This window comes from Haloarcula sp. CGMCC 1.6347, from assembly GCF_037078395.1.
In the GTDB taxonomy this organism is placed as follows: Archaea; Halobacteriota; Halobacteria; order Halobacteriales; family Haloarculaceae; genus Haloarcula; species Haloarcula amylolytica.
On the sequence record NZ_JAYMGX010000001.1, the window covers coordinates 1006468 to 1029803 of the forward strand.

Consider the following 23336-nt stretch of genomic DNA (forward strand, 5'->3'; position numbering starts at 1 on the left):
TTTTCAGAGACGGCGTCGCTGGATGAGTTTCGCAGCGACACCGACGGGCACGACGATCCACGCCGCGAGCGCCGCGGCGACCATCGGCGTGGTCAGCCCGGCCTGTGCCAGCACGCTGCCGAAGCCGCCGGCGACCACGTCCACCTGTGAGAGCGCGAGCACGCGGAAGCAGTCCACGGGATTGAGGAGTATTGCCGCGGCGATAGCGCCGGACCCGAGGTCGAATCCCGCGACGGCCCCCAGTGCGACCAGGTCGTGCAACAGCGCGACCCACAGCCAGATGGCGAGTGCGGCACCGAGCGCGTGGGTCTTCGTCCGGGCGACCGTCGAGACCAGCACTGCCACGCCCAGCATCGCACAGGCGGTCAGCACCGCAGCGAGGGCGACAGCCGCGTACTGGCCGACGCTGGCGAGACCGATGTAGCGGACGGTCAGCAGCGCGCCGGGGACGAAGCCGAGCAACATCGCGCCGGACAGCACCGCCGCCCGGCCGACGGCGGTCCCGACGACGACACGGCCTTTCGTCACCGGGAGCGCGAGCATGAGTTCGAGCGACCCGCGCTCGTCGGCCCCGACGATGGCGTCGTAGCCGACCGCCAGCGCCGTCAGGGGGACGAGGTAGACGCCGAGTTCGGCGATGGTCGCGATGACCGCGTCGAAGCGACCCGGGCCGACCGAACTCGCGCCGAACTGAACGACGGCGGTGGTAAAGAGGCCGAACAGCAGCGCCACGCCGAGCGCCCATCGGCTCCGGACGGCCAGCCGGTATTCCCGGCGCGCGATGGTGAGCAGACTGCTGTCGGCGAGTCGGGCAAGCGCCGATCCGTCGGTTGCGTCCGTGGCCGTATTCCCCTCGGTTCCGCCGTCGTGCAACCGGGTGGCCGGAGCGTCGACCGAAACGACGCCGCCGTCCGGGGTCGGATCTGTCGAGGAGTCGCCCTCGCTCATGCCGGCTCACCTCCGGAGTCCTCGGTCGCCGCCTCCGCAGCCGCTGCCGCCGCCGTGCTGTCGGAGCCGGGGCCATCGCTGTCGTCCGCCTCGACGGCCTCGTGGAACGCGGCTTCGAGGCCCGGCTCGCGGACCTCGAAGCGGTCGATGTCGTATCCCTCACCGACGGCGGTTAGCAGGTCGTACGCGTCGGTCGGGGCGGCGGTGACAGTCAGGTCGACGCCGGCGCGGCTGACACTCGACGCGCCCTCGTGGTCGCGAAGCATGCCTGCCACGTCGCTCGCAACCGCCTCGGACGCGAGCGACAGCGACACCGTCACCTCGTCGGCGGCGGCGCGGCGAAGCTCCTCGACCGGTCCCGCAGTCGCCACCTGTCCATCGGCGATGATGACCGCCTCCGAGCAGAGTCGCTGAATCTCCCCGAGCGCGTGCGAGGAGAAGACGATAGTCACGTCCGTCTCGGCCGCCAGGGACTCCACGACCTCGTGGAACGCCCGGATGCCGTCGGGGTCGAGCCCCGCGGTCGGTTCGTCGAGTATCAGCACGGCCGGCTCGCCGACGAGCGCGGTGCCGAGGCCGAGCCGACGGTTCATCCCGTTGGAGTAGCCGCCGACGCGGCGGTCCGCGGCGTCTGCGAGTCCGACTGTGTGCAGGATGCGCTCGACGTGGTGGGCCCGGTCTTCCCGGGGCACCGAGCGCATCCGGGCGTGGAAGCTGAGTATCTCGCGGCCGGTCAGGCTCGGCGGGAAACCGGCGTGCTCCGGCAGGTAGCGTACTCGTTCACGAACGGTGGTCCCGTCGGTCGGGTCCGCGCCGGCGACGGAGACGCTGCCATCGTCCGGTCGGTTCAGTCCGACGAGCAGTTTGAACAGCGTCGTTTTGCCGGCCCCGTTCGTGCCGAACACGCCGAGGGTGGCCCCCTGTTCGACAGACAGACTCAGTCCGTCAAGCGCCTGCACGTCGCCGTAGGATTTCGATACGTCGTCGACATCAATCACGTTCATAGTAGCTCCTCCAGTTCTCGTGGGGTGGTTCGGTCAGCGGGCGGGCATCGACGACGCCGGGCGACTGGACGACCGGGACGGACGACTCGGCCAGCCGAACGGCGTCGAAGGCCGGGCTGCTGGCGAACACTCGCGCGGCGGGCTTTTTCGCGGTGACCTGCTGGACGGTCCCGGCCGGCTGGTAGCGGGTGTCGCCGACGCCGTCGTCGTCAACGTCCGTCGGGTTCGCCCGGGACCAGTAGTTCCCGACGCTCTCGTTCCAGTGGACCTGGTCGCTCATGACCGCCAGCACCGGTCTGTTGTTGCGGATGAAACTGTTCTCGGTCACGGTGCCGTCGGTACTCCCCGCGGCGATGTGGACACCGATGTCGTTGCCGACGACGAGGTTGCCGACGATGCGATTGCTGACGGAGTTGTAGACGAACAGCCCGTTCTCGTTGTCGACGAGGTGGTTGCCGCGGATGTCCGTGTCGTCGATGCTCTTGACAAGGATGCCGTGGCCGGACTGCCCGCTGTTGTTCACCGCCACGTTGTCCGCGATGACGAGGTGTTTCGACACCATCAGCGCGTACCCGACGTCGTTGTCGAAGGCGGTGTTGTCCCGCAGGTGCGAGTCGTCCGAGTACATGTAGTGGACTCCATAGCGGAGGTCCCACATCGTGTTCCCGCTGGCGTTGACGTCTTTCGCCCAGTTGAAGTAGAGTCCGTCCCGGACGGTGGTGATGTCGTTGTTCCGGATGACGCTGTCCTCGGTCTTCCAGATCTGGACGCCGTTGCCGCGCTTGGTCAGCTGCGTAATCTCCTCGCGGCCGACGATGGTGTTGTTGCGGATCTCGGCGTCGTCGACGCCGTCGAGCCAGATACCGAAGGTCATGTCGGTGACGCGGCTGTCGCGGACGGTGACGTCGCTTCCGTTGACGAATATCGCGGCGTCGTTCGTCGCGGTGCTGTAGCCGCTGTTGCGGACCCAGAGGTCCGTCACGGTGACGCCCTGTGCTTCGACGGCGAGCACGTCGCCCTCGCCGTCGCCGTGCAGCAGCGCTGACCCGGGACCGCTCCCGGAGAGCGTGACGTTCGGCGTCGTCACGACGAGAGTCTCGTCGAAGCGACCGTCGAGCGTGACGGTGTCGCCGGGGTCTGCGGCGTCAACCGCCGCCTGCGCGCTGTCGTAGGTCTCGCCGTCGACCGTCGCGGTGCCGTCGGCCGACGGGGCGGTGAACGAGTCAGTGTCGGGCACGTCGGGGTCGAAGGCGAGGTCGTCGCTGCCTGCGCTGTCAGTTGGGCCGGCGCTGGCCATCCCGACAGCGACGACCGACAGCACGAGCAGGACCGCGGTACCGACGGCGAACACACGCTCGAAATCGTGGGACAGTGGGCTCATGAGTGAGTTTCTGATTGGTCAGATTTGACCGCGGTGGTCGTCGGGCGGTGCGGGGCGTCCTCCTCGTCGTCGGTGTCGCCGTCACGGCCGAGGCGGTCCCGGACGGCGTCGGGAAGCCCGGTGAGTCCGTCGCGAACTCGGACCGGGAGCTCACCGAACGTCGCCGCCTGGTCGCGGTAGTAGTACGAAACCGCGAGCAGTCCAACGGCAGCTGCGGCCATGTACGCGCCGAGGCCGAACCGGGAGACGCTCGTGATGTTGGCGACCTGATACTGGCCCCACAGCGGCGGCGTGAAGCCGTCGACGCCCATCACCGGCGCACCGGGATCGAGCGTGTGGCCGGCCTGCCAGAGTCGGGCTTGGATGAGCACCAGCATCGCGGTAAACACGAACACCGTGCCGGCGAACTGGTACTTCAGACCGCGTTTGAGCTTCTCGGTGGTCGGGGCGATAGCGACGAACACCGACAGCAGCGAGACGCCGATGAACGCCACCGGACCCAGCGACCACTCGGGCACGTCGATGGCGTTCTCCTCGACGGGGAAGTTCGGCTCGATCAGCACCGGGTCGGGGAAGTAGAACCCGACGTAGTGGTTTAACCTTGCCATCTCGGTAAAGTCCCCGGCGAGTCTGGGGTAGGCGTACAGCGAGACGTGGAGCGTCGTGCTGGGGTACTGGACCGCGTCGACGCTAATTTGCCACATCGGGAACGCGAGCGCCGCGACGAACAGCAGCGCCGCTCCCACGGGGAGGCCCCGCCGTATCTCACGGAAGTCGTCGATGGTGGGTCGTTGCATGGCTGAACACCTCCGAAATGGGTTGTGGCGCTACCCCTCCGCCGGTTCGACGATCATCCGGCTGCGCATCTCGAGGTGGAGGGCGCTACAGAAGTACGTGCAGTAGATCCAGTACACACCGGGGTCGTCAGCCGTGAACGTGACCTCGCGGGTGTCCTGTGGGGCCACGGCGTAGTTGATGTCGTGCTCGGGGATGGCAACGCCGTGGATGATGTCCTGCACGCCCTCGATGTTGGTCGTGGAGAGTTTCACCTCGTCGCCCTCCTGGACCGTGAAGTCCGGCAGGCCGAACTCCGAGCGCTTGGTCGTCATCTTGACGTGGACGCTGTTGTCGCCCGTGCGCTCGACGCCGGAGTCCTCCTCCGTGATGTAGGTCTCCTCGTAGTCGTCCTTGTCGTAGACCTTCTTGGCGTCGATCTTGTCCTTGTGGGCGAACACGCAGTCGTGTGGCTCGGGGTAGGCCGGGTGGTCCGCGACCAGTTCCATCTCCTCCTCGCCCTGCCCGATGTGGATGAGCTGGTCGTTGTCGGGCATAATCGGGCCGACCGGGAGGAACCGGTCCTTTGACAGCTTGTTGAGGCTGACGAGCCACTCCCCGTCGGGGTCGGTCGTCATCGCCTCCAGCGCCTGAATGTGGCCCGGGTTGTAGTGGACGTCCTGCTTCTCGATGATGGGGTCCTCGGATCCTTCTTCGGCCTCGACGGCCGCCTCGATGTCCCACTTGACGGCCTGTGAGTCGATGAACAGCGACGTGTAGGCGTGGCCGTTGCCGTCGAAGGTCGTGTGCAGCGGGCCGAGCCCGACGCGCGGTCGCCCGGCGACGACATCCTCCGGGTCGGAGGAATCGGCCAGCGCGTTCAGGTCGATCATCGTCACCGTCGGCGAGAGCTTCCCCGCGACGAAGGCGTAGTCGCCGTTCGGCCCGACCTCGACACAGTGGGGGCTTTTCGGCGTCGGGATGTATTTCACGATGGGGCGGTCGCCCTGGTTGAGCGAACTCTCCTGCGTCCCGTCGACGACGGGGATGCCGTTGACCTCCTCGTAGTTGCCGTTCTCGACGGCCTGCTCGATGGCCGGGATGTCGAAGGCCTTGACGTTGTCCCGGTCGTCCTTCGTCATGCCCTGAATGTCGGTGGCCTCCTCGCTGTTGTACGCCGAGGAGATGGCCCACCGACCCTCTTTGCCGGTGTCGACGATGTCGAGGTTGCCGTCGACCTTGACCTGCCACTGGGTCTCCATCGACTCGGGGTCGACGGCGACGAACAGCGACGTGTAGTTGTCCGGGTTCTTCGCGTCGGTCCCGTCGTTGGGCAGCGGCACGCGGAACTCGCCGTTGCCCAGCACGTACTTCGTGTCCGGCGAGAGGACACAACAGCCGTGGATGGCCTGCATGTTCGGGACGTCCGTGATGGCGTCCGTCTCGAAGTACGTGAGGTTCACGCGAGCGATGCGGCCGTTGGCCTTGTCGTTGACGTACAGGTACTCGCCGTCGTAGTCCCCGTCTGTCTCCGAGAGGTTCGGGTGGTGGTTGTCACCCCAGGAGTAGCCGCCGCTCTCTTCGAGCAGTTCCCTGGTATCATCGGTGAAACCATAGCCAGACGCACAGTCGGTGTTGAACACCGGAATGCGGGTGAGTTCGCGCATCGACGGGATGCCGATGACCCGTAGTTCGCCGGAGTGGCCACCGGACCAGAACCCGTAGTACTCGTCGTGTTCGCCGGGTTCGACCGTGTGGCTCGCGCCGCTGCCCGAGGGTGTCGACTGGCTGCCGGCACTGCCATCGCCACCGCCGGTCAGCGCCGAACAGCCGGCGACAGAGCCCATCGCACCGGCGGCGACGCCGGCCTTCATGAAGTCTCGGCGACCGAGCGAGAGGCCGGGCAGCCCCAGCGAGAGGTCGTTGTCCTCAGTCGTTTCGTCCGGTGACTCGACCTCCGCCAGTACCGAGTCGAGGGTTTCTTCGTACTCTTCGAGGACTTCGTTCGGATCGCGTGGGGTTTCGTTTTTGCTCATATCAGACCACCTTGATTGTGCCGACCATCCCGTTCATCTCGTGGGGGATGCAGTAGTACTCGTAGGTCCCCGTCGTCTCCAGCGTGACCTCGTAGCTCTCGCCTTTCGGGATGTTGCCTTCCTGCCCGTTGCTGTAGCCGTCTTTCGCGGCCTGCAGGGAGTCGAACCCGCCGGACGCGAAGTAGTCCGCGCCGTCGGGGATCTCGTCCTCGTAGGCCGTCACCGTGTGGCCGATGCTGCCGACGTTCTCGAACGTGACCGTCGTGCCTGCCTCGACCTGGATTTTCTTCGGCTCGTATGCCAGTTCGTCCGTCATTTCGACGGTGCTCGTCTCGGTCCATTCGGACCCGCTCCCGCCGTCGCTGGACTCGGTCTCGCCGCCGTCTGCTCCGTCACCGCCGCTTCCTGAGTCGCCGTCCCCGCTACTGTCGGAGCCGCCGCCCGATGAACAGCCAGCTAGCGCAACTCCAGCCGCGAGACCCAGACCGCGCACGAATGTTCTACGCGTTTCCATGGTAGCTCACGGCTGCAACTCGAAGACCAACCTGTATATATAGGGAACCGCACTCTCATCTCGCAGGAAGCGGGGCGAATATGTTCGCCCGGAGATAGTGAATGGTGTCCTCTCGTGACGGTTGCCGCAGAATACAACGACTGTGTACTCGTCTCAGTACTCCCCAAGTTGGGAGGGTGTGCCGGCGTCCAGTTCACCGCGCTTCAGTGACGCCTACACCTGTCTGCCAGAGAGCCGCCCGTTCAGCTGTCCACAGATTCCTGTAACCGCGCGAGACTGGTCAACACCGGATACGTCCAGAGTTGCTCTTCGTACATGTACGTGCAGAACTCGTGTGTCTCGAACCGGTAGACGCTTGAGTGGAGCTGGTCCTGGCGCTCCTGTAGAAGCGCAGTAACGTCACTCTGGAACGTCTCGCGATACCACTCGGGCACGACTGTGCTGTCGAGCGTCTCGATGATCTCCTGCAGACTGCCGCGATACTTCCGCATCGACTCCTGTTCGATTTTGACAGCGCGGTCCAGCGAGGTCCGTTCGTCGATTGCTTGCTCGGTCGCTGCCACCAGCGAGCGTTTGAGCGGCGGCGAGAACCCGACGTTCGTCTCGGGGTGAAACAGCGCTGCGTAGTCCGGCCCGAACTCGATAGCGACGTTCTCGACCAGCGATTCGTCGTACACTGATTCGTAGTGGTCGACAGCCAGCACCGTGTCGGCGTAGGCGTCCCGTAGCGCTTCGACGGGGTCTGATGCGGACTGTCGACCTCGCGCACCGACGGGGGAGGAGGGCTGGTCGGCGGGGTCGACGGCACGCAGGCGCTGGAGGAAGTCTTCGAGACCACCTTGCTCGGCCGCGAGTTCCGTATGCTCCACGTCAAGCACGGAGAGAGCCGTCTCTATCGGCTCGAGAATGTGGTCTCGCCATGTATGCAGGAACCACTGCGTGCCGTCCTGCGCAGGCGTCGTTGACATACTAGTGTCTCGGCCGGTAACAACAATAAGTGTTTTAGTTACCGGACAACACCCCCGTGTTCTGGACGACTATTTATATAGCCTTGTCGGCTAGCACCACCGTCTTCGGGACCCATCGTGCGGTTTCGATCTAGCAGCGTTACGGTACTGTAAAATAGCAGCAGATTCTATCAGAGGTGACTATATATCTATATTCGCCATTTCTGGATTGCAAAACGGACTATATTAGAGAGAATTCAGGACTTTCAATCTAGAAGTGCAATATACGATATTGGAATTGATAGCTTAAGAATTTATAAACCAATAGTAGGTGCAGATCGGCCGTCAATCTGAACGCCTCGATAAGACAGCGCCCTACGGCTCACAGCACAGACACACTCACAGCTCGGCTGTTACCGATTCTGTCCGCAATGAGTCGGACAGTCATACTGTGCGTGGCATTACTTCCTGTCGGTCGGTAGCGTCCAAGCGGGTGTTCCGGTCGCTTATCGCTCACATCCGGGTTTTTAAATAATGACGGCAACTCTACTGGGGTAATGACCGACGACGCCGACACACAAAACACGGGCCGGCGGATACAGTCCGTGGAGAACGCCTGCGAGATCATCGAAGCTGTTCAGGAGTCAAACAGCGCGACGTTGCAGGAACTGAACGAGCGAATCGAGCTCTCCCAGGGCACGCTCCACACGTATCTCGCGACGCTGACCGACTGTGGCTTCCTCACGAAGGACAACGACACGTACCAGCTCGGTTTTCGGTTCGTCACGATGGGCGAACACGTCCGCAACGAGACGGAACTCTACACCGCTGGACAGGAGGAAGTGGACAAACTGGCGGACAGGTCCGGCGAATACGTCCATCTGGTCGTCGAAAACGACGGGCGCGAAGTCGCCATCTACGAGCGGCGAGGGGAACACGCTGTCGGGATGGACTATCACCTCCAGTTGCGGGAGGCCCCACAGCACCTCCACGACAGTGCTTCGGGGAAGGCGATCCTCTCGTGTCTCCCGTCCGAACGCGTCGAGGAAATAATCGACCGTGAAGGGCTCTCACGACAGACACAGCACACGATTACGGACCGAGAGACGCTCTGCGACGAGCTAGAGACCATCCGGGAGCGAGGGTACGCGACGAACGACGAGGAAGAGATTCGGGGCCTTCGGGCGGTCGGTGCGCCGATTCTGGACAACGACGGGACCGTCGTCGGCGCGGTCAGTGTGACTGCACCGACCAGCCGTCTGAAAGGGACCCGTTTCGACACCGAAATCCCAGAGATGGTGATGGAGGCCGCGAACCTCATCGAAGTCAATCTCGAAATGACCTCGTTTGACCGGGGCACGTAACGACGGTGTCGGACACTCGTCGCCATGTGTCGGCGACGACCACGAAACGACGACGGCGTCCGGCCTTCGACATTTGGATAGCTCAAATCTCGGCTGTGCTACTGTGACCGTCGAACGGAGCGACTCACCCGGCAAATGTGTCACAATAACAGTCGTACCATCGTTAGTAAGAGGTCGAGGTAGCGTATCAGGCCCGATAGCCATGCCTACAGGCTGTTTCCGGCGGGTCGCCGCGAGAGTTATACCTGTCGTGGGTGGTCTCTCCCAGTACAGTGCTCCGACACTGCCGTGCCAAGTATATTTTTGAGATAGTCAAAACACGGGGCAATTCTCTGTTCAGTACCAGGCCATGGTACAGCACGTCTGCATCGATATTTATGCTATCTGGCGCAGCTTCATCTGACCAATGTGGTCTTGCTCATATTGGGCATATCAAATCCATATTTATGGAATATTCCGCAAATACGCCACTAATCTGGCCCATAATACTCTATAAGCGACGAACCAAGATGTCTACTTGGTTTTGCTATGTTCAAACTATTTGTCCCGCAGACAGTCCCAAATATTTATTAACAATACCGGTATTGGTGCCGATACACTGTCTCACTCCAGCCGTCGGATGTTGACAGTCAGGACGGAAGCAGCGTCCTGAACGACGCAGCGTACTCGCCCCATTGGTCCCGAAGCAACGGGCGTACGCACCGGAACCAAGAGCCGAATCCACCAACCAATCATGAGCACACAGAAGGAGCCATCAGAACAAGCACCAGACGACGAATCGCCTATCGCGACAGCCCGACGCCAACTGGAGCGGGCGGCCGAACACCTCGATCTCTCCGAGGGGCTGCTTGAGCAGCTCCGTCACCCATCGAAAACCGTCGAGGTGTCTGTCCCGATCCGCCGAACTGACGGGAGCGTCGAGGTGTTCAACGGGTATCGCGTCCAGCACTTCGAGGTCAGAGGGCCGTACAAGGGCGGTATGCGATACCACCCGAGCGTCTCCGCCGAAGAGTGTACGGCGCTGGCGATGTTGATGACGTGGAAGTGTGCGGTGATGGACCTCCCCTTCGGCGGCGCGAAGGGCGGCATCGTCGTCGACCCGTCGACGCTCGACGCACAGGAGACCGAGCAGCTGACCCGTCGGTTCGCCGAGGAGCTCCGCGAAGTTGTCGGGCCGACGAAAGACATCCCCGCACCCGATATGGGGACCGACGAACAGACCGTCGCCTGGTTCATGGACGCGTACTCGATGCAGGAGGGCGAGACGGTCCCCGGCATCGTGACCGGCAAACCGACAGCGGTCGGCGGGACACACGGCCGCGAGGAGGCACCCGGCCGGAGCGTCGCCATCGTCGCCCGCGAAGCGCTCGACTACTACGACGGAACCGTCGAGGGTGCCACTGTCGCCGTACAGGGCTTCGGTGCTGTCGGCGCGAACGCCGCACGCCTCCTCGACTCCTGGGGCGCATCCGTCGTCGCTGTCAGCGACGTCGACGGCGGCATCTACGACGAATCCGGTCTCGATATCGAATCGATTTCGGCTGACGGCGACGAACACGGTCAGTTAGGTGATGTTGACGCACCACGGCAGATATCTAACGCCGAGCTGCTGGAACTCGACGTTGACGTCCTCATTCCCGCGGCGGTCGGGAACGTCCTGACCAAGGAGAACGCTGCGGACGTGCAGGCGAGCATCGTCGTCGAAGGGGCGAACGGCCCGACAACGACAGCAGCCGACGCTGTGTTCAAAGAGCGCGACATCCCAGTCATCCCGGATATCCTCGCCAACGCCGGCGGCGTCACTGTGAGCTATTTCGAATGGCTCCAGCACATCAATCGCCGGAGCTGGTCCCGCGAGGAGGTCAACGAAGAACTCGAAACCGAGATGCTCGATGCCTGGGAGGCTCTCCGGACCGAAGTCGAGGACCGTGACGTCACATGGCGAACGGCTGCCTACATCGTCGCGCTCTCACGAATCGGTGAGGCTATGAACGCCCGCGGGCTATGGCCGTAGCAACGGATGTCGCTTCAGTCTACCCACTCGCGAGACCACAGTCGTTCCGTGTCACCTGTCGCGGTACTCGGTGTCCCCTTCGCGCTCGGCGCCGACCGGCGTGGCGTCGACATGGGACCGTCGGCGATTCGCTACGGCGGCCTCAGTACCGCCCTCGATACAGCCGGCGTCGAATACACTGACGCTGGGGACCTCGCACTGCCGACGCTACAGTCGCAGTCGGCGACCACCGACGACGGCGCGAAGTACCTCGATGCGATCGCCGAAATGACCGACACCCTCGCCGACCGGGTGGCGACAGAAATAGCCGACGGGAGCGTGCCGCTGGTGTTAGGCGGCGACCACTCTATCGCAATGGGCACCATGCGCGGTGCGGCCCAGACGGCCGAACTCGGCGTCATCTGGTTCGACGCCCACGGCGATTACAACACCCCGACTACGTCGCCCAGCGGGAACGTCCACGGGATGCCGCTTGCGGCCGCCCACGGCTACGGCGACTTCGCAGAGATGCCGTGGGCGACCGCCCCGAACGTCGCCGAGGAGAACACCGTCATCGTCGGAGCGCGGAGCCTCGACGCTGACGAACGAGCAGTCCTCCGTGAGAGCGATATCTCAGTCTTTACGATGGCGGACATCGACAAGCGCGGTATCGGACCGGTCACCGACGAGGCGCTCGACATCGCGACCGACGGCGTCGACGACATCCACGTCAGCCTCGACCTCGACTGGCTCGACCCGGACGACGCGCCGGGGGTCGGGACGCCAGTCCCGGGCGGCGTCACCTACCGAGAGGCACATACGGCGATGGAACGGGTCGCCGACCGCGACGCCGCCGAATCGGTGCTGCGCTCGCTCGACGTCGTCGAGGTCAACCCTATCCTCGACCAGCGCAACACGACGGGCGAACGAGCGGCCGAACTCGCCGCCAGCGCGTTCGGCAAGCGGATCCTGTAGCGTATAGTAGCCATTGAAAATCAAGGTACACCTGATCGCATGGCGGCAGTGCGATCAGTGTGTACATCGTTTCAATTGTTACAGCTTCGAACTGCGGCACGCACCCAGTTGTGTGGCCGGCACGCGGGGCCGGAACACAGTGATTTATTACCAATGATGGCGATTGTGATAACATGGACCGCGATACTGCGGAGCCGCGTGTCGATAGCCTTCCCGGCCCACAGAGCAGCGAGTGGGTCGAGTACCACCACGAAACCGCCGCGCCGAGCACGTACGTGTACGATTTCGTCTGGGACATCACTGAAGACGCAATCGGTCCGTTCTGTACCGACGCGGACGGTAACGTCCTGCTCGATTTCACCTGCCACGTCGCCGCGTCGCCGCTCGGCTACAACAACCCGAAAGTGCTCGACCGGGCCGACGAGTTCGACATGGTCGACCCGCTGAAAATAGCCGGCCAGGACTTCTACGTCAGCACCGGCGGCTCGCCCGACGAAACGTCGCTGCCGGGTCCCGCCCACCTGATGGATAGGCTGACCGACATTACCAGCCACTACGACTTCGACACCGTCTTCCTCTCGAACTCCGGCGCAGAGGCCGTCGAGAACGCGATGAAGATCTGCTACGACAACTGCGAGACGCCGAAGTACGGCATTACCTTCGACGGCGCGTTCCACGGTCGGACCCTGGGAGCGCTCTCGCTGAACCGTTCGAAGTCCGTCTACCGCCGGAAGTTCCCCGAACTCAGCGGGATTCACGACGTGGAGTACTCCGAGGCCGGAGTCGAGCGCCTCCGTTCGAAACTCGACGCAGACACCGGCCACATCCCGCCCGAGGAAGTCGCATTCCTCATCTTGGAGCCGATACAGGGCGAAGGCGGCTATCGCGTCCCGAGCCCCGAGTTCCTCTCGGCCGTCGACGACCTCTGCCGGGAACACGACATCCCGATCATCGCCGACGAAATCCAGTCGGGAGCCGGCCGCACGGGCGAGATGTGGGCTGTCGACCACTACGACATCGAGCCGGACGTCATCACGAGCGCGAAAGCGCTCCGGGTCGGCGCGACCATCTCCCGCTCGGACATCTTCCCGTCCGAAACGTCGCGGCTCTCCTCGACGTGGGGGGCCGGCGACATCCTCGGCTCGATGCGCGGCGCACTGACACTCGCCGCTATCGAGGATCACGACCTGCTGGACAACGCCGCCGAGAAGGGGACGTACTTCATGGATCGGCTCCGCGAGGTTTCGGCGGACCATCAGCTGGTCGAGGACGTTCGCGGTCTCGGCCTGATGATCGCTCTGGAGTTCGATACGGCCGACCGCCGCGACGCCGTGATGGAAACCGCGCTCCAGCACGGCCTTCTCACGCTCGGCTGTGGCCAGAAATCCCTCCGACTCCTCCCGCCACTCGACGTCACCGAGCGCGAACTGGAACTCTGTCTCGACATCCTCGATTCGGTGTTTACCGAGGTTGCAGACCCTGTCGCGTCGGCCTGACCCTCGCGACTTCTGCGGTAACCGAAATGTTAAAATATGATTGATTCGACTGTGGGACTATGCCACGAGAGGCACGCGTAGACAGACGGAGGTATCTGCAGGCAATCGGTGGCACTGTCGCGACCCTGTCGGTCGCTGGCTGTCAATCGGGCAGCGGGGACTCACAGACGCTTACCGCGGGAACAGCGCCGGGCTTCCCGCCGTTTGAGATGAAACAGGACGGCGAACTCGTCGGCTTCGACGTCGAGTTGCTGGAAGCCGTTATCGCGGCGTCGGAGTACGAACTGAGCGGGTGGGAGGAACTGGAGTTCAAGTCACTCATTCCGGCGCTGAACAACGGGAACGTCGACGTCGTCGCGGCGGGCATGACGATAAACGACGACCGCGACGAAGCGATCGACTTCTCCGACCCGTACTACAGTTCGAATCAGGCCATCGTCGTCCGGGAGAGCGGGTCGTTTTCGCCGTCGTCACTGGACGACCTTTCCGGGGCGTCAGTCGGGGCACAGAAGGGGACAACGGGTGAATCCGTCATCAAGGACCAGCTCATCGAAGCGGGGACGATTCAAGAGTCGAGCTACAACGCGTACGGGAACTACGTGCTCGCCGTCGAGGACCTGCTGAACGAAAACGTCGACGTCATCATCATCGACGTCCCCGTCGCGAACTCCTTCGTGTCAGACCGCCCCATCGAATCCGCGTTCGTCCACGAGACCGGCGAGCAGTTCGGCTTCGGGATTCAGTCCGGCAACGACGAACTCGCGGGTGCGCTCAACAGCGGGCTGACCACTGTCGAGGACGACGGGACGTACCGGGACCTGACCGAGAAGTGGTTCGGACAGAAGTGAGGCCATGGCAGCAATCCTACTCCAGACCGCTGACTGGCTGTTCGTCGCCAACAACTGGGGCCTGTTGCTCGGCGGGACAGCTGTCACCATCGCGCTCACCGTCTCCAGTATTCTCCTGGGATTCGTCGTCGGGTTCCCGGCCGGTGCGATAGAGGTGTACGGCTCGGACAGGGCCCGGCGGTTGGTCGAACAGGTCGGGGTCGTCCTCCGTGGCACCCCGCTGCTGGTCATCATTATGATCCTGTACTTCGGCCTCTCTATCTCCAGTAGCGCGTTCGTCACGGCGACCATCGCGCTCGGTCTCCGGAGCGCCGCCTATCAGTCCCAGATCTTCCGCGGTGCGCTCCAGAGCGTCGACGACGGACAGCTTGAGGCGGCACGCGCCGTCGCGATGTCCCGGTTCGAAGCGATTCGGCACGTCGTCGTCCCACAGGCGCTCCGCCGGAGCGTCCCGGGGTTCCAGAACGAGTTCACTATCGTCCTCAAGGACACAAGCATCGCCATCGTCATCGGAATCGGTGAACTGCTGACGACGGGGCAGAACCTCTACGAAGGCGGACAATCGACGGCAGCACTCGAAATATTCCTCGCCGTCAGCCTCGTCTACTTCGTGCTGACGTTCGCGACGAATCGGTCACTCGACAGACTCAGCGACTACTACGCGGTACCGGAGGGAACGACATGACACAGCCACTACTCTCAATCGACGACCTGCACAAGTCCTACGGGAGCGAAGAAGTACTGGAAGGCGTTGGCCTCGAGATGGAGCAGGGCGACGTGACGGTCCTCATCGGCCCCAGTGGCTCGGGCAAGTCCACGCTGCTCCGGTGTGTGAACCGACTGACGGAGATCAACAGCGGCCGAATCGCCCTCGATGGACAGGACGTGACCGGGGCCGACACTGACGTCAACGAGCTGCGAAAGCAGGTCGGCATGGTGTTCCAGGACTTCAACCTCTTTGCGCATCTGACGGCGCTCGAAAACGTCACGCTCGGCCCGAAGAAAGTACTCGGCATGGACGCTGCTGACGCCGAGGAAGCCGGCCGGACCCATCTCGAACAGGTCGGATTGCTAGAGCAGGCCGACTCCTACCCCGCTGAACTCTCCGGCGGCCAGAAACAGCGCGTCGGTATCGCGCGCGCACTCGCGATGGACCCGGAACTGTTGCTGTTCGACGAGCCGACCAGTGCGCTCGATCCCGAACTCGTCGGTGAGGTCGTCGAGGTGATGCGCGACCTCGCAGCGGAGGGCATCACGATGCTCGTGGTCAGTCACGAGATGGATTTCGCCCGGTCGGCCGCGTCGGACATCGTGTTCCTCGACGACGGTGAAATCGTCGAACACGGCCCGCCGGAGCAACTGTTCCAGAACCCCACAGCGGAGCGAACCGAACAGTTCCTGAGCAGATTGCACGCACACGAGGAGACGGCATGAGCACGGCCGAATCGACAACGTCGCCGAATCCGGGGCTCCGTGACCGTGTCGGGACGGTCTTCACCGTCCGCCCGCTCACAGTGGGCCTGGCACTGTTCTGGGTCTGGGTTCTGGCTCGCTGGACGACCGATTTCGTGCTCGCAGGGGTACTCGGGCTTGACCGCGGCACGCCGTTCGTTCCGGCGGCCCCGTTTCTGACGACAGCGGACACTGTCGCCTCGCTCGCCGCGCCACTCGGTGTCGCCGGAGCACCGCTCGTATGGCTCGCTGACACGCTCCGGTTTGCCGCCGACGCGACGGCGTACCTGCCGGCGCTGGCACACGGCATCTGGACGACCGTTCTCCTGACGGTCTTCAGTGTCTGTCTCGGGTTCACGCTAGCGCTCCCGCTCAGCGTCGTCCGCGTGTACGGGGGGCGGTGGGCCCGCTGGCTCGCCCTGTCGTACACGGAACTCATCCGCGGGACGCCGCTGCTCGCCCAGTTGTTCGTCCTCTACTTCGCGACCTCACTGACGCAGGTTCTCAGAGGCGTGCCGGGAGTCGGTGTCGGGTTCATCCCGGCACAGGCGTTCTGGGTGGCCGTCATCAGTTTCACGCTGAACAGCGCCGCCTACCAGTCCGAGTATCTGCGCGCGTCACTGGAGTCCGTCGACGGCGGACAGCTGACTGCCGCACGCGCCATCGGGCTCTCGAAGCTCGAAGGGATACGGTACGTCGTCGTTCCACAGGGCCTCCGACTCGCGCTTCCCAGCTGGACGAACGAACTCGTGTACCTCATCAAGTACTCCTCGCTGGCGAGTTTCATCACTGTGCAGGAACTGTACGGCAGGACGAGTACAATCGCTAACGAAACGTACCAGTACACGGAACTCTTCGTGCTGGTGGCGATACTGTACCTGGCCCTGGTCGTGTCGGCATCAGCACTGATGGACCGCGTCGAATCGCACACTGCAACCGCCGGTGTCGGACACACCAGACAATGATTACTCTCTTAGGGCCACCAACCAAATATTTCAGCACATCCCATGAGCCAAACCGATAGCGCCGGAGCACGGCTAACACTCGACCTGTGGCATCCGAACTGCTGGGCTATCGAAGCGACCGACCGCACCGATGGCGGCATTCTGGCACACACGGTGCAACAGACCGTACAGTCGCCGACAGCATCGGTCAACGGCGTGTTTACGGCGTATGGGGCCACGAAGTCAGACGTCGAAAACTGCCTCGATGCGGTCCGTGCGTCGCCCTACGCCGGAGAGATACAAGAGCTTCAGGCGCGCATCGGCCACAAGCGCGACGCGCCGGGGACCGTCGTCAGACAGTTCCTGCTGGAGTACGATCCGGACGAGTTAGTCTGCCCAACGCTGCTCGAACACGGGTTCGTCCACAGCGCGCCCGTTCGTATCGAAGACGGGCGCGAACGGTGGCAAGTGAGTTTCACCGGAGAGCGGCCCGAGATCCAGTCCGCACTCGATGCCGTTGAAGCCGACGCCGACGCTGACGTGTCGGTCGAGTCCATCGTCACGCCGGACAGCGACTCCGAACGCTCAGTCGGCGGGCTGCGAACTGATTCGCTAACGCCGGCCCAGCGGCGCGCGTTCGAAGCGGCCCGCGAGGCCGGCTACTATCAGTGGCCGCGTGGAATCTCGGTCCGCGAGCTCGCCGCCCAGATGGACATCTCGAAGACCACGCTCCTTGAACATCTCCGAACTGCCGAGTCGAAACTTCTGGACCCCGAGTAGCTCTATCAGTGGCCCTGCATCCGGTAGAGTCTCCGTCTGAGACGTGCGTGACCCCGGCGTCTGCAGCTCCGGTAGGACGTTCCATTTCGAGCTGGTGTGATCTCTTGTAGTCCGGTCGGGAGTCCCCGACAAGCGCGTGCCAGAGCGCTGCTCGGTCGAGCTACCTGCTGGGAGGCCCCGCAGTGTAATCCGGCCGTACCTCCTGTCTCGTATGCGGCTATCGAAATCGTCCATTGAGACAATACAGCTGAGAAGCAGAATTCGCCCAGTTCTATATAGCGCCATATGATTTATTAGTTCAGCAGCCACCACCCGGAGTGCGGCAACAGTATTGAATAGCCAACAATAAACTCACAGTAGCGAGTAAATTTCGGCCTCGTACACATCCCTGACCCGAGTTCCCCATTCGTGGGTGTAGGTATCGATGACGTCCTGTGCCACGTCGCCTCTGAGATATTTGACGACGCCGCGATCACCGGTCCGGTCCCGGAGATGCGTCGTGAAGAAGTGCCGGAAGTAGTGCGGCGTAACGTTCTCTTCGGCTCCCCCACCGTCCGAGTACCAACCGAACTCGCGGGCGTGGGATTCGACGATGTGGTGTACCATATTCGGCGTGAGCCGCTCCCCCCAGCTGTCGCTCGTAGACACAAACAGCGGCGCTGCTGGGGACTGCGTGTCCGGCCGAATCGCGAGCCAGTGTCGCAGCACTGATGCCAGCTCGGCGTCGACAGGGATCGTCGTCTCCCGTTTCCGCTTGTTGGACGCTGTCCGCTCTTCCCCGTTGCTGGCCTCGCCACGAGTCGGGTCTGCCGCGACGAACAACGAGTCCGGACGCCCGTCAAGCCCCGCTCGGACCGGAATCTCCGGTCTGGGGCCAGGGGTTTCGAGGTTGAGATCACGAATATCGAGGTTACACAACTCGCCGGCCCGCATCCCGGTCTTCAGCAACGTCACCACGACAGCCCGCTCCAGCGGATGCGAGACGCTATCGACGAACGTCCGCATCGACTGGAGGTCTATCTCCCGGCGGGTCGGATCGGTGTTGATGGACTCGTCCATCTCTTCCATGACCAGCGTCATCGGGTTCGATTCGAAGACGCCCACCTGCGTCATGTACGCGAAAAACCGGTGTAGATAGGAGGCATACGTCGCGACTGTGCTTTCCTCGACGGTACCACGGAGGCTGTGGACATATGCCATGCAGTCCCTGTGGGAGGCCTCCTGGACGGGAATGGACTGGTGGCCGTCCGCCAGATAGGACTCGAAGTCCCGAAGGACGCGCTCGTAGGAGGCACGGGTCCGGTCGCTCTTTCCGTGGTACGTGATGTCATCGAGGAAATACCCGACCGGGTCCGACTCGGCGTCCGGCGTGGTTGTCTCCGTGCTCATTCGTCTCGAACGTACCCCCCGTGTCGCCCACTGTACTGTACTTTGTTGTTGGACTGCAGTTCCTGCAGTGCCTCTTCGAGACGCTCCTCAATACCGTCTGTCAGTTCGGCGACGAGGTCGTCCCACTCGTAGTAGTCCCCGTCAGCAAGAATATTCTGGACCCGGTCTTTCAGCCCGTTACCCCCGGGGGTAGCGTCCGGAGAACGGGGCTCCTCGCTCTCGCTCTCAGCGGCGTCCGACTCGGTTGTTTCGGATGCTGCTGGCTCAAAGCCACTTCGGCCTGCCTGTACCATCGTCCGGACGAACTCGCTTTGACTCATATCCAGTTCCTCGGCGTGGGCCTGCCACTGTTCTTTCTGGTAGGCCGGAATATACGTCCGAACCGTCGTTCGCTCACTGCCACTGGACATATTTCACCCTCGGACGCCGGGGACTTCAATGTAGTCCCATACTTCGGGATAAAAGCCTTTATTTGGGTACATGACACCCTATTTCGCCGGAATATGGGGCATAATTAACAACTATCCCACACTTTGGCAGAAGGTAAGCTTAAACTCACAAATATAAAACAGGCCCAGATTGGCCGCTTCCATTTGATTCGTCTACCGTCCCAACGGGATACAGACGTGCGGACGCATCTCCTGTTGCTAATCAATATGACCCGTGGTTCGGTCCGGTAAACGGTCACGGTAGATGGGTCCGGGACTACTCAGGTCGGGCCGGGTTACTCGTCAGGGCCCAATGGATGTAACTGACAGCCTGTCGGAACTCCTGGTGGTACAGACCCTCCTGCATACTCGGCCCCTCGACATACCGACGCTGCATACCGCGGCCCTCCATCGAATGGGGCGTGTCGCTTTGATACACGCGCAGTAGAACGCTACCGAACGGACCACTCGCCCACGCCTCGACGTAATCGTCATTTTCAGTCAGATTCTCGCCGCGGAGCCGTCGCAGCCATCAGATTGTGTACTGGCAACAGCGCTATCCTGAATTCTGACCCAGGCTGCGTATACGCCACACGCCAAGACCTGCATTGCTTGATACAGTGCCCGCTCTCGTGGTCCTTGCTGTCTGGTCCTCGATATACAACGCCGAGGCCACTGTCGTCGGGTACTACGGACGAAGAGCTCTGTCTCTCCAGCTTTGAGATGACGACGATGGTTTAGCCCCGCTTTGACCGACACTAGCTCATAGAGGCCGTTTGCGAGCCTATCGAGTGATTCTCCGCGTTTCAAGTAGCACTCAGAATAAAACGTGTCGTTCCGACGATTGCTCCCGGTGGCTGGTCGTGTTTGGGAGTAGCGCTCCCAACCGCGAATACCATACTCGACTCCCGGCACCGTGCCGATGTGTGGCGCAGTCCTACACATTGGATGCTGCCAACCGGATACTCACCTAATCCGTCCTTCCCCTTACACACCTCACACCGAGCGCTTCTCTATCCATCAACCCCCACCGTAGACCACGAGCAGCAGGGAATGCTGAACCGAAAGCCTCCTACATTAGCGTGTCCAGGCTGAAGTTAGCGATATGCGTTCTCGACGATATGCAGCCACTCAGGCGGGTGGGTTCAATGGCTAACGACGCACTCGTTCTCCTGTTCATGATTGCAATTGTGTTAGTGGTCATGGCTGTCACGCTGATTGGCGGGTTCTATCTGGTCAAGTACCTCGTCGAGCGCACGTTCAATTCCTGACCCCGTTGCCTTGACGGACTGTGAGCGTTGGCGGACCGTGGCGCTCACTGATTGTGATTGTCGTGGATGATTTACTTGCCATTACCTGTGGTAATTCCGACAATGTACCGCAATGGTCCACTCGGACCGGATAAATTGTATATCGCTATACCGAATTTGTGCTAACTCCTACCGATTCCGTACGGGAACCGTCCCTCGATGACCGACAGACGTACACCGAGCACTGACACATCGGCTGGCACCTGAAAGGGCCGTGCTAGACACGGCCCAGCCCCGCGACGAGGACAGTGCTGTCCGCGAACGACTCAGTGCCAACTCCGTGAAAACATGGCCGCCACCGGTAACTGGCGCTGTAGAGCAACCTGATTGTGTGTGGTGCCCCCCTGTGAAATCACTGCTCCGTGTCTGCTCCGGTCGCCACTCCCAGAATCGTTGTCTCGGCGTCGAAATATGTCGGGGCGTCGGTATCGATTTCGAACTCCAGCACGGTCTCAAGGTCACCGGAGCCTTCGGCGAGTTGTTCGGCAAGCTCAGTATACCCCTCAGCGAGCGTCCGGTATTCGTCGATTTGTGCCTGTTTCGTCTGTGCTCGCTCCTGCTTGGCCTCTATATCTGCGACAGTCGTTTCCACATCAGTGTCCGGACGTTCGGGGCTCTCAGACAATGTCGCACGAGCGTCGGCGGTGTCCTGTTCGATTTCTTCGAGTAAGTCGGTGAGCTCCGAACTGCGCTGGTCCAGATGGCCGGCAAGAATCGCAGCCTGGGTCCGACAGTACTCGGCGAGTTCCGCCTGCGAGATTTCTCCTGCGTCGTCGCTCATTGAAAAGAGTACGCCGCCAGCGCGAAAATCGGTTTCGGTGAACCGGATTACTCTTCTTCCTCTTCGCCCAGACTCTGTGACGGACCGCCAGAGAAGACGAACTCGTGTTCGGCTTCGGTCTCGAAGCGGTTCAAGATGTCACCGAGTGGCTTCGCGTAGCGTTTGAGCTGCTCGGCACGCGAGGACACTTCGTTGAGTTCTGCAGCCTGCTCTTCGGCTGCGCCGGCCACGGTCTGGGTTTCGGCCATCATCTGGTCACTTGTCTCGGCTGCCGACTGTAGCGTCGTCGCCACCGTCCGGAACCGCTCGAGCGAGTCACCAAGGTCGATGTCCGGATTGTCCGCTTCCAGTTCTTCGAGCGTGTCTACGAGGGTGTCGAGGTCCTCCGAGATGGTCGCGAGGCGGTCCTTCTGGTCGTAGGCGTCGTCGGAGATTTTCTGTGTGGATTCGGCGACCTGCTCGGACGCGTCACGGACGGACTCGGCACTCGACAGAACGACGTCTCCGGATTCCGCGACTTCGTCGGCGAAGCTGTTGAGCTGACCGATCGTCTTTTCGAGTTCGTCGACCATGCCGTTGAACTCGCTGGCGATCCGGTCCATCGACTCGTTCTCGCCGTCGGTCGCCATCCGCTCGGTGAGGTTTCCAGCGGCCGTTTCCTCCATCACGTCGGAGAATTCTTCGGCCTTCTTCTGGAGGTATTTGTTGACTTCAAGGGCTTCGGCGCGGGATACCTCCGCCTCTTTCTGTGCGCGCTCGGCCTCGTTGATCTGTTGTTTGAGCGCGTCGCGCATATCAGCGAACCCGCTGTACAGGCGGCCGATATTGTCGATACGACTGGTGGCGATCTCGACGTCGAGGTTCCCCTGTCGCATCTGATCCGTCTTTCGGGTCAGGCGGTCGATGGACGTTGCCGTGTTGTACCCGAGTATCGCACCGACACCCGCGATGAGCAACACCATCAGTGCCGTGCCGATGAGCCCGTACTGCTGGACGTTCTGGACGAAGCCAAAGACCGCGGAGTTGGGTGCGTGTACGAGAACGACCCAGTCAGTTCCCTGAATCGGTGCATAGCCGACAGTGTAGCGCTCGTTGAGTACGTCAGTCGCCGGCATGTCGGCGGTGACGCCGGACTGTTGCTCCGACGAGCGGAGGTCATCTGCCGCGTCGATCGGTTCCGTGGCAGGGCTGTTCGAGCTATACGACTGCAGCATGTTTTCGCCGAGGCCGCGGCTCCCGTCTCTGGGTTCGTCGATCATGACGACCGCCGATCCGTTGACGACCTGTGTGAACCCGCCTTCGGCCCTGTTGTTCCCCTGAAGCGAGTTCGCGATCTCGTCAAGCGAGTACTCGATGAGGATATACCGGTTCTGTGAGGCATCGACAGGACTGGCGAAGCCGACGACCGGGCCGGAGTTCGTCTGGTACACGTCGGAGACGGTGACATCGCTTGCCGTTTCGAAGTTCGCACCGGTAAGCCAGGCCCTGCTCGTCGATTCGAGCGCCGAGTTAGTTAGCACCTGTGAGTTAGATGTGCTGGCGACAACCTGGGATTGGCCGGCATTCCGTTCGACCAGATGGATGTCGGCAGCATCTGCGGACAAGGCGGCTTTCCGATTGTTGAGTTCGATATTGATATCGTCTGTCTCACTACTGGCCCAAACGTCGTCAGAGGAGACAAACTGTGTTGACAACCTATTCCGGTCAACCCACTGTGACAGGATGTCAGCTTCCTGTGCGGCGGCGTTTTCGTAGTCGCTCAGAACCTGTTGTTCCGTGTAGTCCTTGACTTGCTCTGTCGCGGCAAGGCCGATGAGCCCAACCGACAGCGCCATAACGAAGAGGACGATACCGAATTTGAGTGCGAAGTTTCGCCGGATGAAATCCGGGACGACTGTTGCAAGAATTCCACCGGAGGCGTTCGAATCGTTTTCTGAACTGTCTGGTATCTGTGTGTCTCCTGAACTCATAG

21 protein-coding genes are annotated in these 23336 nt (G+C 62.2%); 10 read left to right on the forward strand and 11 right to left on the reverse strand.

Annotated features, from left to right (window positions below; all coding sequences use genetic code 11):
- Positions 1–3: 3 nt before the first annotated feature.
- The 7 genes from VI340_RS05385 to VI340_RS05415 form a co-directional block, all read right to left on the reverse strand.
- Positions 4–948 (reverse strand): ABC transporter permease, encoded by a 945-nt coding sequence (locus VI340_RS05385; RefSeq protein ID WP_336357949.1) that lies wholly within the window; start codon positions 946–948, stop codon positions 4–6.
- A complete protein-coding gene (locus VI340_RS05390; protein ID WP_336357950.1) occupies positions 945–1952 on the reverse strand; it encodes an ABC transporter ATP-binding protein in 1008 nt (335 codons plus the stop codon). The genes VI340_RS05385 and VI340_RS05390 overlap by 4 nt, the downstream gene beginning before the upstream one ends.
- Entirely contained in the window at positions 1939–3333 is a 1395-nt protein-coding gene (locus VI340_RS05395) for a right-handed parallel beta-helix repeat-containing protein (RefSeq protein WP_336357951.1), read from the reverse strand. Before VI340_RS05395 ends, VI340_RS05390 begins: the two co-directional genes overlap by 14 nt.
- Positions 3330–4130 carry a hypothetical protein gene (locus tag VI340_RS05400; RefSeq protein ID WP_008309659.1) on the reverse strand — a complete coding sequence of 267 codons (801 nt, stop codon included), beginning with the start codon at positions 4128–4130 and terminating at the stop codon, positions 3330–3332. The genes VI340_RS05395 and VI340_RS05400 overlap by 4 nt, the downstream gene beginning before the upstream one ends.
- A 30-nt stretch (positions 4131–4160) precedes the next feature.
- On the reverse strand, positions 4161–6143 hold the full coding sequence (gene nosZ, locus VI340_RS05405; RefSeq protein WP_336357952.1) for a TAT-dependent nitrous-oxide reductase: 1983 nt from the start codon (positions 6141–6143) through the stop codon (positions 4161–4163).
- Between the two features lies 1 nt (position 6144).
- On the reverse strand, positions 6145–6657 hold the full coding sequence (locus VI340_RS05410) for a plastocyanin/azurin family copper-binding protein (protein WP_008309655.1): 513 nt from the start codon (positions 6655–6657) through the stop codon (positions 6145–6147).
- A gap of 242 nt (positions 6658–6899) precedes the next feature.
- The gene (locus tag VI340_RS05415) at positions 6900–7625 is read right to left on the reverse strand and encodes a DUF7260 family protein (RefSeq protein ID WP_008309654.1); all 726 of its coding nucleotides are present in this window, start codon (positions 7623–7625) and stop codon (positions 6900–6902) included.
- Between the two features lie 536 nt (positions 7626–8161).
- Between VI340_RS05415 and VI340_RS05420 the strand changes: the two genes are divergently transcribed.
- From VI340_RS05420 to VI340_RS05460, 9 genes are all read left to right on the forward strand, one after another.
- Positions 8162–8968 carry an IclR family transcriptional regulator gene (locus VI340_RS05420; protein WP_008309652.1) on the forward strand — a complete coding sequence of 269 codons (807 nt, stop codon included), beginning with the start codon at positions 8162–8164 and terminating at the stop codon, positions 8966–8968.
- 733 nt (positions 8969–9701) lie between these two features.
- Complete coding sequence (gene gdhB, locus VI340_RS05425) at positions 9702–10982, forward strand: glutamate dehydrogenase GdhB (RefSeq protein ID WP_336357953.1); 1281 nt, start codon at positions 9702–9704, stop codon at positions 10980–10982.
- Positions 10983–10988: 6 nt separating this feature from the next.
- A complete protein-coding gene (rocF, locus tag VI340_RS05430) occupies positions 10989–11936 on the forward strand; it encodes an arginase (RefSeq protein ID WP_336357954.1) in 948 nt (315 codons plus the stop codon).
- Between the two features lie 173 nt (positions 11937–12109).
- Positions 12110–13432 carry a class-III pyridoxal-phosphate-dependent aminotransferase gene (locus VI340_RS05435; protein WP_336357955.1) on the forward strand — a complete coding sequence of 441 codons (1323 nt, stop codon included), beginning with the start codon at positions 12110–12112 and terminating at the stop codon, positions 13430–13432.
- A gap of 59 nt (positions 13433–13491) precedes the next feature.
- The gene (locus VI340_RS05440; RefSeq protein ID WP_336329955.1) at positions 13492–14280 is read left to right on the forward strand and encodes a transporter substrate-binding domain-containing protein; all 789 of its coding nucleotides are present in this window, start codon (positions 13492–13494) and stop codon (positions 14278–14280) included.
- Between the two features lie 4 nt (positions 14281–14284).
- Positions 14285–14965 (forward strand): amino acid ABC transporter permease, encoded by a 681-nt coding sequence (locus tag VI340_RS05445; protein WP_008309646.1) that lies wholly within the window; start codon positions 14285–14287, stop codon positions 14963–14965.
- Positions 14962–15714, forward strand: coding sequence for an amino acid ABC transporter ATP-binding protein (locus VI340_RS05450; RefSeq protein WP_336357956.1), 753 nt, complete (start codon positions 14962–14964; stop codon positions 15712–15714). The genes VI340_RS05445 and VI340_RS05450 overlap by 4 nt, the downstream gene beginning before the upstream one ends.
- Positions 15711–16697: an amino acid ABC transporter permease gene (locus VI340_RS05455; protein WP_336329957.1), complete on the forward strand. Its 987-nt coding sequence runs from the start codon at positions 15711–15713 to the stop codon at positions 16695–16697. Before VI340_RS05450 ends, VI340_RS05455 begins: the two co-directional genes overlap by 4 nt.
- Positions 16698–16739: 42 nt before the next feature.
- Positions 16740–17456: a helix-turn-helix domain-containing protein gene (locus VI340_RS05460; protein WP_008309643.1), complete on the forward strand. Its 717-nt coding sequence runs from the start codon at positions 16740–16742 to the stop codon at positions 17454–17456.
- Positions 17457–17807: 351 nt separating this feature from the next.
- Here VI340_RS05460 and VI340_RS05465 read toward each other — a convergent pair whose 3' ends face one another.
- Together VI340_RS05465 and VI340_RS05470 are read right to left on the reverse strand one after the other, a co-directional pair.
- Positions 17808–18845: a tyrosine-type recombinase/integrase gene (locus VI340_RS05465; protein ID WP_336357957.1), complete on the reverse strand. Its 1038-nt coding sequence runs from the start codon at positions 18843–18845 to the stop codon at positions 17808–17810.
- Positions 18842–19255 (reverse strand): DUF5805 domain-containing protein, encoded by a 414-nt coding sequence (locus tag VI340_RS05470; protein ID WP_008309641.1) that lies wholly within the window; start codon positions 19253–19255, stop codon positions 18842–18844. Before VI340_RS05470 ends, VI340_RS05465 begins: the two co-directional genes overlap by 4 nt.
- A gap of 1166 nt (positions 19256–20421) precedes the next feature.
- On the opposite strand from VI340_RS05470, the gene VI340_RS05475 reads away from it, so the two are divergent.
- Complete coding sequence (locus VI340_RS05475; RefSeq protein WP_004962120.1) at positions 20422–20544, forward strand: hypothetical protein; 123 nt, start codon at positions 20422–20424, stop codon at positions 20542–20544.
- Positions 20545–20935: 391 nt separating this feature from the next.
- Here VI340_RS05475 and VI340_RS05480 read toward each other — a convergent pair whose 3' ends face one another.
- Positions 20936–21364, reverse strand: coding sequence for a hypothetical protein (locus VI340_RS05480; RefSeq protein WP_336357958.1), 429 nt, complete (start codon positions 21362–21364; stop codon positions 20936–20938).
- Between the two features lie 47 nt (positions 21365–21411).
- On the reverse strand, positions 21412–23334 hold the full coding sequence (locus tag VI340_RS05485; protein ID WP_008309633.1) for a HAMP domain-containing protein: 1923 nt from the start codon (positions 23332–23334) through the stop codon (positions 21412–21414).
- Positions 23335–23336 lie beyond the last annotated feature (2 nt).

Coding starts and splice junctions, on each gene's coding strand:
- VI340_RS05385 (WP_336357949.1), bottom strand. CDS start 948: ATGAGCGAGGGCGACTCCTCGACAGATCCGACCCCGGACGGCGGCGTC.
- VI340_RS05390 (WP_336357950.1), bottom strand. CDS start 1,952: ATGAACGTGATTGATGTCGACGACGTATCGAAATCCTACGGCGACGTG.
- VI340_RS05395 (WP_336357951.1), bottom strand. CDS start 3,333: ATGAGCCCACTGTCCCACGATTTCGAGCGTGTGTTCGCCGTCGGTACC.
- VI340_RS05400 (WP_008309659.1), bottom strand. CDS start 4,130: ATGCAACGACCCACCATCGACGACTTCCGTGAGATACGGCGGGGCCTC.
- nosZ (WP_336357952.1), bottom strand. CDS start 6,143: ATGAGCAAAAACGAAACCCCACGCGATCCGAACGAAGTCCTCGAAGAG.
- VI340_RS05410 (WP_008309655.1), bottom strand. CDS start 6,657: ATGGAAACGCGTAGAACATTCGTGCGCGGTCTGGGTCTCGCGGCTGGA.
- VI340_RS05415 (WP_008309654.1), bottom strand. CDS start 7,625: ATGTCAACGACGCCTGCGCAGGACGGCACGCAGTGGTTCCTGCATACA.
- VI340_RS05420 (WP_008309652.1), top strand. CDS start 8,162: ATGACCGACGACGCCGACACACAAAACACGGGCCGGCGGATACAGTCC.
- gdhB (WP_336357953.1), top strand. CDS start 9,702: ATGAGCACACAGAAGGAGCCATCAGAACAAGCACCAGACGACGAATCG.
- rocF (WP_336357954.1), top strand. CDS start 10,989: ATGTCGCTTCAGTCTACCCACTCGCGAGACCACAGTCGTTCCGTGTCA.
- VI340_RS05435 (WP_336357955.1), top strand. CDS start 12,110: ATGGACCGCGATACTGCGGAGCCGCGTGTCGATAGCCTTCCCGGCCCA.
- VI340_RS05440 (WP_336329955.1), top strand. CDS start 13,492: ATGCCACGAGAGGCACGCGTAGACAGACGGAGGTATCTGCAGGCAATC.
- VI340_RS05445 (WP_008309646.1), top strand. CDS start 14,285: ATGGCAGCAATCCTACTCCAGACCGCTGACTGGCTGTTCGTCGCCAAC.
- VI340_RS05450 (WP_336357956.1), top strand. CDS start 14,962: ATGACACAGCCACTACTCTCAATCGACGACCTGCACAAGTCCTACGGG.
- VI340_RS05455 (WP_336329957.1), top strand. CDS start 15,711: ATGAGCACGGCCGAATCGACAACGTCGCCGAATCCGGGGCTCCGTGAC.
- VI340_RS05460 (WP_008309643.1), top strand. CDS start 16,740: ATGAGCCAAACCGATAGCGCCGGAGCACGGCTAACACTCGACCTGTGG.
- VI340_RS05465 (WP_336357957.1), bottom strand. CDS start 18,845: ATGAGCACGGAGACAACCACGCCGGACGCCGAGTCGGACCCGGTCGGG.
- VI340_RS05470 (WP_008309641.1), bottom strand. CDS start 19,255: ATGTCCAGTGGCAGTGAGCGAACGACGGTTCGGACGTATATTCCGGCC.
- VI340_RS05475 (WP_004962120.1), top strand. CDS start 20,422: ATGGCTAACGACGCACTCGTTCTCCTGTTCATGATTGCAATTGTGTTA.
- VI340_RS05480 (WP_336357958.1), bottom strand. CDS start 21,364: ATGAGCGACGACGCAGGAGAAATCTCGCAGGCGGAACTCGCCGAGTAC.
- VI340_RS05485 (WP_008309633.1), bottom strand. CDS start 23,334: ATGAGTTCAGGAGACACACAGATACCAGACAGTTCAGAAAACGATTCG.